We start from the raw sequence: 15124 nt of genomic DNA on the forward strand, positions 1-15124 counted from the left end.
GGGCGCCTTAGCCCTCAACCGTGATGTTCGGGAGTGATGGCGCTTCAAGTTCCACGCTCTCGGTGGGCGCCATCACCTTGGCTTCGCCAGTGACCACAACCTGATCGTTTTGATTGCAGACTGCACAGTCAATGATCACCCGGTTTTTAGGCAACTTCTCCTTCACGGTCAGGGTTACGGTCAAGGTGTCACCCAGCTTGACTGGTCGCTTAAAGGCCAGGTTCTGTTCCAGATAAATTGTGCCTGGTCCTGGCAGGGTGGTGGCGAGGGCCGCTGAAATCAGAGAGCCGCTCCACATACCGTGCGCAATCCGTTCCTTAAACAGGGTCGTTTTAGCGAATTCGCTGTCAAGGTGAACGGGGTTGACGTCCCCTGATACTGCGGCAAACAGAGCCAGGTCATTCTCAGTCAACGTACGGCTGAAGGTGGCGCTGTCATCAATCTTTAGTTCATCATAGGTAACGTTTTTCAGTATCTTAGGCGTGTCTTGCATGTGCTGATCCGCTCTGTGAGTGCGAAGAATGGGTGCTCGGAGAAAACTACCTCATCGCTCACAAAACTGCTATTCTCTGCCCTCATTTTCGAGGCTGATCCTTTGGTCTGGTTGCGTTTTGAGCGTTTTATGTGCTAATCGAAACCGTTTCGTTTGGCAGCCGCCATTGAATCAGTGAATTCAGACAGAATTTTATAAGGGCCTGTGTTCCAGCGTCGGAGCAACCGGCCTGATAACTACTAATAAGCACAAACGAGAACAGGAGATGGTGTGATGGATTTCGAGACGTTTTACAAGGATAAGTACCCCGCGGGCACGCCCCGGTCAGTGGATCTGGACAAATATCAGAGCATGGTTGATGTGCTTGAACAGTCCGTTAAAAAGTTTGCTGACCGCCCGGCATTTAGCGCCGTTGGCGTTACCCTGACTTATCGTGACCTCGATACCCAGAGCCGTAATTTCGCGGCCTGGATCCAGAACCACACCAACCTGAAGCCTGGCGACCGTATCGCCGTTCAGATGCCCAACGTGACCCAATACCCGGTCGTGGTTTATGGCGCTATGCGCGCAGGCCTGATCGTTGTTAACACCAACCCGCTGTATACCACACGGGAGATGGAGCACCAGTTCAACGATTCTGGCGCCAAGGCGCTGGTTGTTCTGGCCAACATGGCTGATAACGCCGAAAAAGTTCTGCCGCACACCGGCATCGAGCATGTGATTGTCACCGAAGTTGCAGACATGCATTCGCCGCTGAAGCGCACCCTGATGAATGCCGTGGTCAAACATGTCAAGAAAATGGTCCCGGCCTACAACCTGCCCAAGGCGCATCGTCTGCCTGCGGTTCTGAGCGCCGGTAGCAAGGCCAAATTTACGCCGGTCGAGCACAAAAAGGATGACATCGCTGTTCTGCAGTACACTGGTGGCACCACGGGTGTGGCCAAAGGTGCCATGCTGACTCATGGCAACCTGGTTTCCAACCTGCTGCAAACCCGTCCAATGTTGGGCGACACCATTGTAGAAGGGCGTGAAGTCGTTATCGCTCCGCTCCCGCTGTACCACATCTACTCGTTCACCCTGAACTGCGGCATCATGCTCGAAGGTGGCGCCCATAACATTCTGATCCCTAACCCTCGTGACCTGCCTGGGTTTGTGAAAGAGCTTAAGAAGCATAAGTTCACTGCGTTCCTTGGCTTGAATACGTTGTTTGTTGGTCTTTGCAACAACGAAGAGTTCAAGAATCTGGACTTCAGTTCGCTGAAAATGACCGCCTCTGGCGGCATGGCCCTGACCAGCGATACGGCCAAGCTGTGGAAGCGTGTCACCGGTTGTGAAATCACCGAAGGTTACGGCATGACCGAAACCTCTCCGGTTGTTACCTTCAACCCGCCTTCGGCTATTCAGATCGGCACGATCGGCCTGCCGATCTGCAACACCGAAGTGAAAACGATCGACGATGAAGGTAATGAGACGCCGCTCGGTGAGCCTGGTGAGCTGTGTGTGCGTGGACCTCAGGTCATGCGCGGTTACTGGCAGCGCCCGGAAGATACGCAGAAGTCCTTTACTGAGGATGGCTACCTGCGTACTGGTGACGTGGCTCTGGTCCAGGAAGACGGCTATATCCGTATCGTTGACCGTAAGAAGGACATGATCATTGTCTCCGGCTTTAACGTCTTCCCGAATGAAATTGAGGACGTGGTATCCAGCCACCCGAAGGTTATTGAATGCGCAGCCGTTGGTGTGCCAGACAGCAAGAGTGGTGAAGCGGTCAAGGTCTTCCTGGTCGCAAACGACAGTGGGTTGACTGAGGCGGAACTGAAAGAGTTCTGTCGCGAGCGCCTGACCGCGTATAAGGTGCCCAAGACCTTCGTATTCCGCGAAGAGTTGCCGAAAACCAACGTTGGTAAAATCCTTCGTCGGGAACTGCGTGATGAGGTCACCCAGTAACGGGTGATGACGTCCGGGAGTCTGTTAAAGCAGACTCGCATTTGAGAAAACCCTGCTTCGGCAGGGTTTTTTCGTTCAACGACCACGCGGTTGGCGGTACACTTGGAAAGCCTTCGACTCTCCCTCAATGGATGGCAAGCACGTTTTAGTCCAACGGAAATTTCGTTTAATGGTTCAGCAAGATACTCCCTCAAAGCTCGATTCGCCGGCAATCCAGGCACAGGTCAACACCCTTGTCGCTCAATTGGATGAGTGTAACCAATCGCAGGCTGCTCAGATTCGACGCCGACTTAACCGCTGTAAAGGGCGTCCCAATGCCGACGAGTTCGAGCGCCTGAATGATTTGTTGGCGCGAGGGAAGGCGATCGTAACCCAGCGGCGGGAGGCTCATAGGCAAGCCACGTTTCCTGAGGGACTGCCGGTCTCCGGACGGGTTGAGGATATATCTGCTGCATTGGAGCAGCATCAAGTCATCATCGTTGCGGGTGAAACCGGGTCCGGTAAGACGACTCAGATTCCCAAGCTCTGTATGAACATGGGATTGGGAGTGCGTGGCCTGATCGGCCATACCCAGCCGCGCCGTATCGCCGCTCGGAGCGTGGCTGCCCGGATAGCGGAAGAATTAGGGCAGGAGCTGGGCGACCAGATTGGCTACCAGATCCGGTTTACTGACACCACGAGTGAGTCGTCCCGCGTTAAGGTAATGACCGACGGCATTCTGCTGGCGGAAATCCAGAATGATCGATTCCTTGACCGTTACGACACCCTGATCATCGATGAAGCTCACGAGCGAAGTCTCAACATCGACTTCATCCTCGGATATCTCAAGCAGATGCTGCCCCGGCGTCCGGATCTGAAGGTCATTATTACCTCGGCTACGATCGAAGTTGAGCGGTTTAGCGAGTTCTTTGGCGGCGCGCCGGTGATCGAGGTGAGCGGCCGCACCTATCCTGTTGAGACCCGGTACCGACCTTTGGTTGGCGATGATGAGGATCGTGATCAGGGCTGGAATGATGGAATTCTTGCAGCGCTTGACGAAATCGAGGCCCATGAGCGCCAGTTGGGGCAGAGGCCGGGTGATGTGCTGGTGTTCCTGCCGGGTGAGCGGGAAATCCGGAACCTGAGCAAGCAGCTTCGTCACGTGGATTTGAAGCACACTGAGGTATTGCCGCTGTATTCGAGGTTGTCGAACCAGGAGCAGAACCGGGTTTTTCAATCCCACCGTGGCCGTCGGATCGTTTTGTCGACCAACGTGGCTGAAACGTCGCTGACGGTTCCCGGCATTCGCTATGTCATTGATACCGGTGTAGCCCGGATCAGCCGCTACAGTGTGCGTTCGAAGATCCAGCGCCTGCCCATTGAGCCGGTATCCCAGGCCAGCGCCAATCAGCGCGCCGGCCGATGTGGCCGGGTTGCTCCTGGTATCTGCTTTCGGCTCTACGGTGAAGACGACTTCCTGGGTCGGCCGGAATTCACCGACCCGGAAATTCTGCGCACGAACCTGGCGTCGGTCATTCTCCAGATGACCACCGGTGGGCTGGGGGATATCCGTAAATTCCCATTCCTCGAAGCGCCAGACAACCGGCTGATCAATGACGGCTACAAGCTGCTTGAAGAGCTGAATGCGGTTGACCGGGGCCGGAAGGTAACGAAACTCGGCAGAACCATGGCTCGACTGCCGTTGGACCCGCGCCTGGCGAGGATGTTGGTGGAGGCGTCTTCGCAAGGGAGTCTTGCTGAAACCTTGGTGATTATTGCTGGGCTCAGTATCCAGGATCCCCGAGAGCGGCCCCAGGAAAAACAGCAGGCTGCGGATCAGGCGCACGCGCAGTTTGTTGATAAGGAGTCCGACTTCATCAGCTTGCTGAACCTCTGGAATTTCTATGAAGAACAGCGTCAGGAGCAATCCCAGAATCAGCTGAAGAAGCTATGCACGAAGCACTTCCTATCGTGGATGCGCATGCGCGAATGGCGGGACATTCATCGCCAACTCGCGGTTATCTGTCGCGAACAGAAGCTGCCGGTCAACTCAGAGACCGCGAATTATGTCTCTGTGCACAAGGCGATCCTGGCTGGGCTTCTTGGGCAGGTTGCGCTGAAGCATGAGAACAAGGAATACCTCGCGACCCGAAATCGCAAGGTTTTGATCTTCCCTGGATCCAAAGTTGCTAAAACCGCGCCAAAATGGCTCGTAGCAGCGGAAGTGGTAGAGACCAGTCGGGTATTTGCCCGCATGGTTGCGAAGATCGATCCGGAATGGATTGAGCCGCTTGCGGGGCATATCGTCAAGCACAACTACTTTGAACCCCATTGGGAGCGTAAACGGGCTCAGGTGGTAGGGTTTGAAAAGGTGTCGCTGTATGGGCTAGACATTGTTCCGCGTCGCCGTGTTGTCTATAGCAAGATCGACCCGGTTGTGTCCCGGGACCTGTTTATTCGCCGCGCCTTGGTAGAGGGAGATTTTGACAGCAAGGCTCCATTTCTAAGTCATAACCAGGGCTTGTTGGAAGATATCGAAAACCTCGAGAACAAGATTCGCCGGCGTGACCTGGTTGTGGATGATGAAGCCTTAGTCTCGTTCTACGATCACAAGCTGCCCGATACCATTGTCAGTGGTGCCCATTTCGAAACGTGGTGGAAATCGCTGCCACCTGAGGCGCTGAAGGCCATGGAGATGGGTGAGGACGATGTCCTGCAACGCCCGCTTGATCAGGGCGCTGAACAGCAATACCCGGATCACCTGGACTGGGAGGGAGTGCAGTACCCGCTGAGTTACCAGTTTGAGCCAACCGGAGACGATGACGGCGTTACGGTGAAGGTCCCGCTGATGGCGCTGAAGCAGCTACCTAATCAGCGGTTGGAATGGTTGGTTCCCGGGCTGGTTCGGGAAAAGTGCATCGCGCTGGTGAAGTCATTGCCGAAGTCCCTGAGACGGAATTTTGTTCCGGTGCCGGATTTCGTGGATCGGGCCCTGGAAAACATGTCTCCGTCCAATGAGCCGTTAACCACTACGCTAGCCGCCCAGTTACGTCGGATGACCGGGGTCACCATCGATGACCAGGACTGGAATACGACGACGTTGCCACGACACCTGAAAATGAACGTCAAGGTCGTTGGCGACAAAGGGAAGGTGTTGGCGCAGGGAAGGGATGCGGATGAGTTGCAGCAGAGACTTGAAGCGGAGGCCGAAGCGGCTCTGAGTGCCACGTCAGTCTCGGCCAGGGCGGAGGATACGGTCGAGGCCGAAGACTGGCAGTTCGGTCACCTCGCTGTGTCACTGCGGGAGGAAAAAGGGGGGATGCAGGTAACGGTCTATCCTGCACTCGAAGATTTGGGGCATCGTGTCCGCCTGACCCGCTTCCTCGATCCGGTTGTTGCGGAAGACGAAACCCGCAAGGCAATTGCCAGGCTTTTAATCAACCGGTTGGGTAATACTCTGGAAGGCATTGATCGGCGGCTGAAGGACTTTAAGCCTGCTGCGCTGTTGTTTGCACCGGTCGGGCAGGCTCGGGCGCTGTTGGATGATCTACTTTTGGCCTCGGTCATGAGTCATTTCCTGGCCGACCAGCTGCCGAGAGATCTTCAGGCGTTTGAGCAAATCTATAATGACCGCCGGGGCGACTTCATTCCGGCACTGGAGAAGGACTGTCAGCAATTGCATGCCGCCTTGAAGGGGTATCATGCGGTGATGAAGCAGCTCAAAGGGAAGATCAACCTTGCCCTGGCGAATAGCATGGCTGATCTGAAATTCCAGATGGAGCAGTTGGTCTATCCAGGGTTTCTGGTCAATACCCCCGGGAATTGGCTGGCGCAGTTCGGGCGTTACTTTGAGGCGGCGGCGCTGCGATTTGAAAAAATGCCGCGGGAGATGGGCCGCGAACGAGAGTTTCTACACAGCATCGAACCGTTATGGTCCCGCTATGCTAAAAAGCGTGAACAGCACCAGCGCCAAGGCCTCCGTGATCCGGAATTGGTCCTTTACCGGTGGATGCTGGAAGAGTATCGGGTGTCTTTCTTTGCCCAGCAGCTGGGTACGCTGATGCCGGTTTCAGTGAAGCGGCTCGACAAGCAGTGGGCGAGTGTAAAGAGCTAGCCGAACATAGCCTTAGACACAGGTATACACGGACCTCGCTGCCGAATGTGCTAATATCGGTGCGGTTCGATCATTTAATCAATAAAACATGACATGGGGTTACGCGTGAATAAAGCCGTCATTAGCGGTACCGGACTTTACACACCGCCAGCAACGATCAGCAACGAAGAGTTGGTCGAGGCCTTCAACGCCTTTGTAGAGCTCCACAATAGCCGCCACAGCGACGAAATTTCCCGGGGCGAGATGGATGCGCTTTCGCCTTCTTCCGCAGAGTTCATTGAGAAAGCATCGGGCATCAAGCGTCGCCATGTGATCGACCGCGAAGGTATTCTTGATCCGGAGCGGATGTGCCCGCGTATTCCGGAGCGCAGTAATGACGAGCCGTCCGTTCAATGTGAAATGGCGGTTATCGCCTGTAACGAAGCCCTGGAGCAGGCGGGTAAGTCGGTTGAAGACGTAGATGCGGTGATCGTTGCGTGTTCCAACATGCAGCGGGCGTACCCGGCGGTGGCGGTTGAAGTTCAGCAGGCGCTGGGTATCAACGGCTTTGCCTATGACATGAACGTTGCCTGCAGCTCCGCTACGTTTGGCATCCAGGCAGCGGTGAATGCCGTCGAAACTGGCACTGCCCGTGCTGTGTTGGTGGTCAGCCCCGAGATTTGTTCAGGTCACCTGAACTTCCGGGATCGTGATAGCCACTTTATCTTTGGTGATGCCTGCACTGCGGTTTTGGTCGAACGTGACTCGCTGGTCGCGGAAGGAAAAGGCTTTGACGTTGTAGGAACGCGGCTCAAGACCCAGTTCTCCAACAATATCCGCAATAACTTCGGTTTCCTCAATCGGGCGGATGAATCTGGTATTGGCCAGCCTGACAAGCTCTTTATCCAGCAAGGCCGGAAGGTTTTCAAGGAAGTCTCCCCTATGGTTGCAGAGACCATTCAGGGGCATCTGGCCAGTCTTTCCCTGAGTCCGGAAGACCTCAAGCGTATGTGGCTGCATCAGGCCAACCTTAATATGAACCAGTTGATTGCTCGTCGGGTTCTCGGCCGCGACGCGACCACAGACGAAGCGCCGGTTATTCTGGACGAGTATGCCAACACCAGTTCCGCCGGTTCGGTTATTGCGTTCCATAAGCACAAGGCTGATCTTGTCAGTGGGGATTTAGGCATCCTTTGTTCCTTCGGTGCTGGTTACTCCATTGGCAGTGTTTTGGTTCGACGCCGGTAAGATACGCCGTTATCCGACTATCGGGCCAAAATGAATACCCGGTAGTCGGCATTTCCCGTTTTTTCCTATCCATTCCTACGTTTTTTGCGTAGCCTTCTTCTAGCCACCACTGGTAATGGCAGGCTTTCCCGCGTAGATTTGTGCGTCGAGATTGAGCGGGTGTCACAGGCGTAGAAATTCGGAGCGTCGGGCTAACGGGTTTACCGGATACTGGTGCCCCAACCGCTGTGGATAATGGACTGATACAATACCCGGCAATTCGGATAATCGGACACGGACAAGACGACTCAGGACTGGCATGAATCAGCCCCTCAGTACACGCTTATTGACCCCTCTAGCATTGATTGCACTGCTGCTCATGGCTGCGGTTGGGCAGGCCCAACCCTATGGGCCCGAAGATGAACCTGCCACGACCGAAGTCGACCCCTACGAAAGCTGGAATAGAAAAGTCTTCGGTTTCAACGAGTTTGTCGATTCATGGTTTTTGCGCCCAGTTGCCCAGGGGTACCGGACCGTGATGCCCAACTTTGCGGACCGGGCAGTGACCAATTTTTTCAACAACCTCAGCGAAATCAAAAATCTGGTCAATAGCATTTTTCAGTTGAAAGGGGAGTCCGCCGTCGTTGCCGTTGGTCGGTTTACCTACAACACCACGTTTGGGCTGGGTGGATTGATTGATGTGGCAACTGCATTCGACCTTCCGGAGAGGCCAGAAGATTTTGGTCAGACCCTTGGTTATTGGGGGGTAGGAAGTGGCCCATACCTGATGATGCCGTTGTTGGGGCCGTCCAACCCACGAGACTTTACCGGGTTGATGACCGATATCTTCGTGTTGCCATCGCCCTGGGATTCCGTGGACAGTCCTGAAAACTATTACGCCAGGGGTGTGCAGCTTGTCGATATCCGGGCAGATTTGATTCCCGCGGAAAGCTTTTTGTCCGGCGATAAATACAATTTTGTGCGCAATGCCTACCTCCAGCGCCGGGAGTTCCTGATTAACGACGGTCGCCAGGTGGTTGATCCGTTTGCCCAGGATGGCGAAGATTTGATGTTAGAGGATTTCTGATCGGTTTCTGAAGGTTTCAACAGGACAGAGTAGGGAGTGTCTCGATGGCCGATACCCGAATTCGAAGATACCGGAAGATGCTGGCGACAGCACCAAACTATGAAGTCTGGAAGGCCGCCGCTTTAGAGTTAGATTATTTGGAGCGGAATGTCGAATGGAAGGAGACGTTCTCCTCTGACCTTTACCATTACGAACTCATATACGACCGCCTAAGCAGTCTGCGTCAATACCATCAGCAATCCGACTTTGATCGACTGAAGCGGGCGCTCAGAGAGGGGCTCCATCACGATCTGGGTAACATCGGAAACCCCGCGCTTTACTCCCAATCCCATGTCGGTACCAAGCACCTGATTGAGGAATACATCAATCAGGTTTGCGAATCTCTGGAACTGCTTTGCAATAAGCCGATCCCCGGTTTCCCAGCGCGTGAGAAACTGCAGTTTTTCCGTGACACGCTGACCAGTTTTGGTCGTCCCACCTTATTGCTCAGCGGTGGTGCAACCTTGGGCATGTTTCATCTCGGGGTGATCAAAGCCCTTTGGGAAAAGGGGTTGCTTCCCCAGGTGGTTGCCGGCTCCAGCGTTGGAGCGATTATTGCCGGCATGCTCGGGGTGCATGCCGATGCCGAAATCCCGGAGATGCTGGTGCCGGAGAACCATAGCCTGAACGCCTGGAAGTGGAATGGACTGCTTTCCGCGCTTAGGGGTGGGGGGCTGATGGACCAGGGCCAGCTCAAGAGTTGCCTGCGAGGCAATATCGGTGAGTATACGTTTGAAGAGGCCTATCAGAAGTCGGGCCGCTCCATCAACGTGAGCGTCTCGCCAACACTGAGCCACCAGAAGGCGAGGTTGTTGAATGGCTACACTTCTCCGTACCTTCTGGTTTGGAGCGCGGTTCTGGCCAGTGCAGCCGTGCCGGGCATCTTCCCTCCGGTCACGCTGATGAAAAAGGATTTGCACGGCAGTGTGCTGCCTTACATGGCGAGGCAGCAGTTTGTTGACGGCTCGGTCGTAAGCGATCTTCCAATCGAGCGCCTGATGCACCTTTACGACGTGAATTTCACCATCGTTAGCCAGACAAATCCCCATGTCGTGCCGTTCCTTAACCGGAAGGGCAAAGATGAGAAACTCGGGTTGCGGCAGTTGCCGATGCACATACTCAAATCCGAGGTTCAGTTCCACGGTCAGGGTGTGTTTGACTACCTGAGAAAGCGGATGCGTCCTGAGTTGATGCGGCAGGTGTCGGGCCATCTATACACCATTATGGCTCAGCGCTACTTCGGTGACGTCACCATTGCGCCGAACTACGGCCTGCGGCACTACCGAAAAATGATCTCTAACCCCGATCCCGATTTTATCCGGCAGCTGATTCTGGAAGGGGAGCGAGCCACCTGGCCAAAGATCTCGATGATTCGCTCACATGCCCGCATCTCCAAAACACTGGAACGTTGCGTGGCACGCCTCAAAGGCCAGGTCAGTCGTCTTGACGGTGAGTTGCGGCTAGTGACTGGTTCTGATGGACAGAACGACTGATCGATGATGGATTGCTGGGAAGATGGCGTGGCCGGTGTCGGAACGGTATGATACGGCGATATATTTCGGACCCAGATTGGCGTGGGTCTGCCTGAGATTCTGGCCAAGCACCTGACTGGACATCCATGTACTACGACTTTTTCGGTTTCCGGGAACCCCCGTTTTCGATTGCTCCCGACCCTCGTTACCTCTATCTGAGCGACCGCCATAAGGAAGCACTGGCGCACCTCATGTACGGGGTGAGTGGTCATGGCGGCTTTATCGTGATTACGGGCGAAGTGGGTACCGGAAAAACGACGGTCAGTCGATGCTTTGTTGATAATGTGCCTGAGCATGTCGACATGGCTATTATCCTGAACCCCAGGTTGTCTGCGCGCGAACTGCTATCCAGCATCTGTGACGAGCTTGGTATAGCTCATCCGGCGGGATCATCGATCAAGAAGTTGGTTGACCTGATCAACAAGGACTTGCTGGAGGCCCATGCCGCCGGGCGCCATAAGGTCTTGCTGATTGATGAGGCTCAAAACCTGTCGTCCGATGTACTGGAGCAACTGCGATTGCTCACCAATCTGGAAACGGCCGAGAAAAAGCTCCTACAAATTATCCTGCTGGGCCAGCCCGAGCTGATCGAGATGCTGGCACGTCCAGAACTGCGACAGCTGAACCAGCGCGTTACAGCACGCTACCACCTGGACTCACTGACACGGGAAGAGCTTCCCTCTTACCTCCGGTATCGCCTGACGGTCGCAGGGCAACGGGGCGAGATATTCTCGCCAGCAGCGGTTAAAGCGCTATTCAGGTTAAGCTCTGGAACGCCGCGCCTGATCAACCTCATCAGCGACCGCGCTTTGTTGGGCGCCTACTCCGAAGGTGAACACCAGGTAGGTGTACAGCACGTTCGGCAGGCCGCCAAAGAAGTCGTTGGTGCGCCGAACCGCACGAACAAAAAAGGGACGGGCTGGGGGCTGGCCCGGGTTGCCAGCGTACTGGTTATGCTGGCGCTGATTGCCGGTGGAGCGTTTTTGTTAAAGCCAGACTGGCTGGCGGGCGCGGGCATCGTTGGGGTTGTTGACGAGCCAGCCTTGCCGGGAACAGACAAGGCCTCCACACCGTCGGTGCCTGTTGAACCAGAGTCCGCACCCAGTGCCCCGGAAGAGATGGCGCCTAGCGTTCCGTCTCCTGAGTTTTCCCTGTCAGAGAATACCTTCTCTCAAACCGAAGCGTTTCGCGCTCTGTTTGGCCTTTGGGGGGAGGATTACGTCGCATCGAACTACCCTGTGGCGTGCGATTATGCTCAACAGCGTGGGTTGAAATGCCTTTACCGCGAAGGGACACGGAAGAGCCTGGAACGGCTGAATCGGCCAGCGGTGCTGCAGCTGCAGGATGAGGATGGCAACACGACGTTTGTCACGGTGGCTTCGCTTGACCAGGGCAGAGTTCAACTGGTTCAGCACGACGGTGAGATGCTTGAGGTACCGTTCCATTCCTTAGACGATTACTGGTATGGCGACTTTACGATCCTTTGGCGCCTTCCTCCCTATCTTCGTGATGGCGCTGCCGGGAATACTGAGCAGGGCGAAGAAATCTGGTTGAGTTCCCAGTTAATGCAGTTGGCGGAGCGTTATGCCGGTGATGCCGTTGAGCGGACCGAGGTCTTGGGCATGGGTTACCGTGACCAGATTCGTTGGTACCAGGAAAAAGTGGGGCTTAGCGTCGATGGCATTGCCGGAGTTATGACCCTCATCCGGGTTAACAGCGATCTCAACCCTGGGGTACCACGACTGGTACCACCGTTGGTGACAGGCGGAGGTCTGAACTGACATGTCCTACATCCTGGATGCACTTCGCAAGTCAGAATCTGAACGACAGCAGGGTAAGGTTCCTGATCTCGGGCAGCAGGTTCAGCTGATTCATCAGCCCAAACGTAAGCCGGTGTCCTCCGGTGTTTGGCTGGGGCTGATCCTGACCATCAACACCGTTGTGTTGGCCTATGTTTTCTGGCCTGGGCGAATGCCGACGGTAGTGGCCCAGCCAGAGACGCAGCCAGAACAGACGCCACCTCCGGTTGTTTTACCACCGGTACAGCCGGCTGCCCAGCCGGCGGCCACCCACACCATTAAGGTGCAGATTGGCGATGCAGTTGCGGAAATTGAAGTTCCAGGCAATCTGGTGGTGGCAGAGCCATCGGTATCGGAGCCATTGGTGGATGAGGAGCCGACATTGGCCCAGGCGTCAACCGACCAACCCGAGATCACTGAGCGCCCGACGGTTATTGTGCCGTCAGCCAGCCGCTATCAACCATTGAGTGATTCAGACTACAACGACAACGCCTATGGGGTAGGAGATCGTGTTCCCCACCTGGTGGAGCTGCCGATGTCGTTTCAAAAGGGCATACCTGATTTGATCTTTAACAGCCATGTTTATGCCTCGGAGCCAGCGGCGCGACGGGTGATGATCAATGATCACTACCTCCGCATCGGCGACAGCTTCGACGGGCTGCGCGTTGAGCGGATTTCTGAAGAGGGGGTTGTGCTCAGCAAGGCCGGGACACGTTTCCGTGTTGGCGTGGTTCGTGACTGGATTAGCCCCCACTGATGGCCCTCTCTGACACTGTTAAGCAAGAAATCCAGCAAGCGTACCGCGCCATTCTTGCCGGCAAAGGTGTGAAAGCTCGGTACGGGCAGCGCCTGATGATTGCGGAGATTGCCCGCTACATAGGGGATATCACGGCCAATGACGGCAAGCGTACATCAGCGCCAGCGACGTGTGTGGTTGAAGCCGGCACTGGTACCGGGAAGACACTGGGCTATCTTGTTGCGGCAATTCCCATTGCCAGGGCGCTCGGTAAGACCCTGGTCGTTTCCACGGCAACCGTCGCACTGCAGGATCAGATCGTCAACAAGGATCTGCCAGACCTGCGCAAGCACACCGATCTGAAATTCAACTGGAGTCTTGCCAAGGGGCGAGGACGTTATCTCTGTATGTCCCGTCTGGAAGCCCGATTGCATGAGGAAGGCGTAGGCGATAGCGATACAATGCCGCTCTTTCTCCTGGACGACCCTTCAGACGAAGAGCCGGGTACCCGGGCGTTCTTTGAGGATATGTTGGCACGTTATGGTTCGCGCGAGTGGGACGGAGATCGTGATCACTGGCCAACTCAGATTCCGGATGAGACCTGGCGGCAGGTGACAACAGACCACCGTCAATGCACGAACCGTCATTGCAGCTATTTTGACAGCTGCGCGTTCTTCGACGCCCGAAAGGGGCTCGAAGATGCTGATGTGGTTGTTGCTAACCACGACCTGGTCCTTGCCGACCTTGCGCTGGGAGGCGGCGCGATCCTGCCAGAGCCAGAGAATGCCTTGTTCATTTTTGATGAGGCTCACCACCTGCCGGACAAGGCGCTAAACCACTTCGCGGCATCGGTTCCGCTGAACGCCACCCGTCAATGGCTGAAGCAGCTTTCCCAAGCGTTGGCGAAGATCCCCCCATTTCTTTCGCCAGGGACACTGGCCGCGAAAACCGTTGATAAGATAAGTGCATCCGCGCGGGACGTCGATGGTGTACTGGTACAGGTATACAGTCAGGTAGATGGTGAAACCCCGTGGGACATGAACGACGAGCGGCGTTCCGCTCAGTGGCGTTACCCGGAAGGAAACCTGCCGGATGCCTTGACCGAAATCGCAGCAACAGCCCAGGTCAGTACAGCCACGCTGGTTCGGCAACTCGGTGTCTTGGCTGACGAGCTTCAGAAGGCGTTCGATGACAAGAAGGATCACGACGTTGATCGAGCTACTGCTGAAGCCTGGTTTCCAGTTATTGGTGCATTTCACAGTCGCGCTGAAGATCAGTACCGGCTTTGGACCGCCTGGTGTGAAAAGTATGAACCGGAGGAGGGGCGTTACAAAATCCCTCCGCCTGCCCGTTGGACCGTTAAGCAACGTTGGGACCATGCTGAGGATATAACCCTGTTTAGCAGTCCGGTCTTGGCGGATAGCCTACTCTATAGTCGATTATGGTCGCGCGCCTATGGCGCTGTCTTAACCAGCGCCACATTGACGGCCCTTGGCCGCTTTGACCGGCTTCAAAGCCGCGCTGGATTGCCAGAAAACAGTCGTTTTTTGGTGGTGCCAAGTTCTTTCCGTTACGCGGAAATGGCAACGGTGGAGGTTCCTGCCATGTCCGTGATGCCGACAGACGACGACTTTACGGAAGCCTTGGTCAAACGCTTGCCGGATCTCTGGGCTGGCGAAAAAGCCACGCTGGTCCTGTTCACCTCCCGCCGCCAGATGCATGCCGTGCGGGACGCACTTGCGCCAGATTTCCCCGACCTGATTACTACCCAAGACGACATGGCAAAGGGTGAGGTGCTCAAGCAGCATTGCGAGCGGGTCGATGCAGACAAACCCAGCGTCTTGTTCGGTGTGGCGAGTTTTGCGGAAGGCATTGACTTACCGGGGCATTATCTTGGGCATGTGGTGATCACGCGGCTACCATTCTCGGTGCCGGATGACCCGATTGAGGCGAGCCTGGCTGAATGGGTGACGGGGCGTGGTGGCAATCCGTTTATGGAAATCACCGTTCCAGACGCTTCAGTGAAGTTAGTGCAAGCGGTTGGCCGGCTTTTGCGGACAGAGCAGGATACTGGCCGAGTAACCATTCTCGATCGCCGTATTGTCGCGCGTCGCTACGGTCAGTTGCTGTTAGATGCCTTGCCGCCGTTTCGGCGAGTTATCGAACGATAAAAAAAGAGCCAATCATGGATT

General features: G+C 55.5%; 9 protein-coding genes. 8 read left to right on the forward strand and 1 reads right to left on the reverse strand.

Annotated features, from left to right (window positions below):
* Positions 1 to 7 precede the first annotated feature (7 nt).
* Positions 8 to 493 (reverse strand): MaoC/PaaZ C-terminal domain-containing protein, encoded by a 486-nt coding sequence (locus BMZ67_RS14250; RefSeq protein ID WP_092023865.1) that lies wholly within the window; start codon positions 491 to 493, stop codon positions 8 to 10.
* Between the two features lie 273 nt (positions 494 to 766).
* Between BMZ67_RS14250 and BMZ67_RS14255 the strand changes: the two genes are divergently transcribed.
* The 8 genes from BMZ67_RS14255 to dinG all read left to right on the forward strand — a co-directional run bounded on the left by BMZ67_RS14255 (position 767) and on the right by dinG (position 15103).
* Positions 767 to 2440: an AMP-binding protein gene (locus tag BMZ67_RS14255; RefSeq protein ID WP_092023867.1), complete on the forward strand. Its 1674-nt coding sequence runs from the start codon at positions 767 to 769 to the stop codon at positions 2438 to 2440.
* A gap of 169 nt (positions 2441 to 2609) precedes the next feature.
* Complete coding sequence (hrpA, locus tag BMZ67_RS14260) at positions 2610 to 6533, forward strand: ATP-dependent RNA helicase HrpA (protein WP_092023869.1); 3924 nt, start codon at positions 2610 to 2612, stop codon at positions 6531 to 6533.
* 105 nt (positions 6534 to 6638) lie between these two features.
* The gene (locus BMZ67_RS14265; protein WP_092023871.1) at positions 6639 to 7760 is read left to right on the forward strand and encodes a beta-ketoacyl-ACP synthase III; all 1122 of its coding nucleotides are present in this window, start codon (positions 6639 to 6641) and stop codon (positions 7758 to 7760) included.
* A 298-nt stretch (positions 7761 to 8058) separates the two neighbouring features.
* Positions 8059 to 8826: an MlaA family lipoprotein gene (locus BMZ67_RS14270; RefSeq protein ID WP_092023873.1), complete on the forward strand. Its 768-nt coding sequence runs from the start codon at positions 8059 to 8061 to the stop codon at positions 8824 to 8826.
* 44 nt (positions 8827 to 8870) lie between these two features.
* Complete coding sequence (locus BMZ67_RS14275) at positions 8871 to 10358, forward strand: DUF3336 domain-containing protein (protein ID WP_092023875.1); 1488 nt, start codon at positions 8871 to 8873, stop codon at positions 10356 to 10358.
* Positions 10359 to 10483: 125 nt separating this feature from the next.
* A complete protein-coding gene (locus tag BMZ67_RS14280) occupies positions 10484 to 12178 on the forward strand; it encodes an ExeA family protein (protein ID WP_092023877.1) in 1695 nt (564 codons plus the stop codon).
* Position 12179: 1 nt separating this feature from the next.
* Entirely contained in the window at positions 12180 to 12953 is a 774-nt protein-coding gene (locus BMZ67_RS14285) for a general secretion pathway protein GspB (RefSeq protein WP_092023879.1), read from the forward strand.
* Positions 12953 to 15103, forward strand: a complete 2151-nt coding sequence (gene dinG, locus BMZ67_RS14290) for an ATP-dependent DNA helicase DinG (protein WP_092023881.1) — start codon at positions 12953 to 12955, stop codon at positions 15101 to 15103. The genes BMZ67_RS14285 and dinG overlap by 1 nt, the downstream gene beginning before the upstream one ends.
* Positions 15104 to 15124 lie beyond the last annotated feature (21 nt).

The organism is Marinobacter zhejiangensis, from assembly GCF_900114775.1.
Classification (GTDB): Bacteria; Pseudomonadota; Gammaproteobacteria; order Pseudomonadales; family Oleiphilaceae; genus Marinobacter; species Marinobacter zhejiangensis.

Coding starts and splice junctions, on each gene's coding strand:
- dinG (WP_092023881.1), top strand. CDS start 12,953: ATGGCCCTCTCTGACACTGTTAAGCAAGAAATCCAGCAAGCGTACCGC.
- BMZ67_RS14285 (WP_092023879.1), top strand. CDS start 12,180: ATGTCCTACATCCTGGATGCACTTCGCAAGTCAGAATCTGAACGACAG.
- BMZ67_RS14275 (WP_092023875.1), top strand. CDS start 8,871: ATGGCCGATACCCGAATTCGAAGATACCGGAAGATGCTGGCGACAGCA.
- BMZ67_RS14280 (WP_092023877.1), top strand. CDS start 10,484: ATGTACTACGACTTTTTCGGTTTCCGGGAACCCCCGTTTTCGATTGCT.
- hrpA (WP_092023869.1), top strand. CDS start 2,610: ATGGTTCAGCAAGATACTCCCTCAAAGCTCGATTCGCCGGCAATCCAG.
- BMZ67_RS14255 (WP_092023867.1), top strand. CDS start 767: ATGGATTTCGAGACGTTTTACAAGGATAAGTACCCCGCGGGCACGCCC.
- BMZ67_RS14270 (WP_092023873.1), top strand. CDS start 8,059: ATGAATCAGCCCCTCAGTACACGCTTATTGACCCCTCTAGCATTGATT.
- BMZ67_RS14250 (WP_092023865.1), bottom strand. CDS start 493: ATGCAAGACACGCCTAAGATACTGAAAAACGTTACCTATGATGAACTA.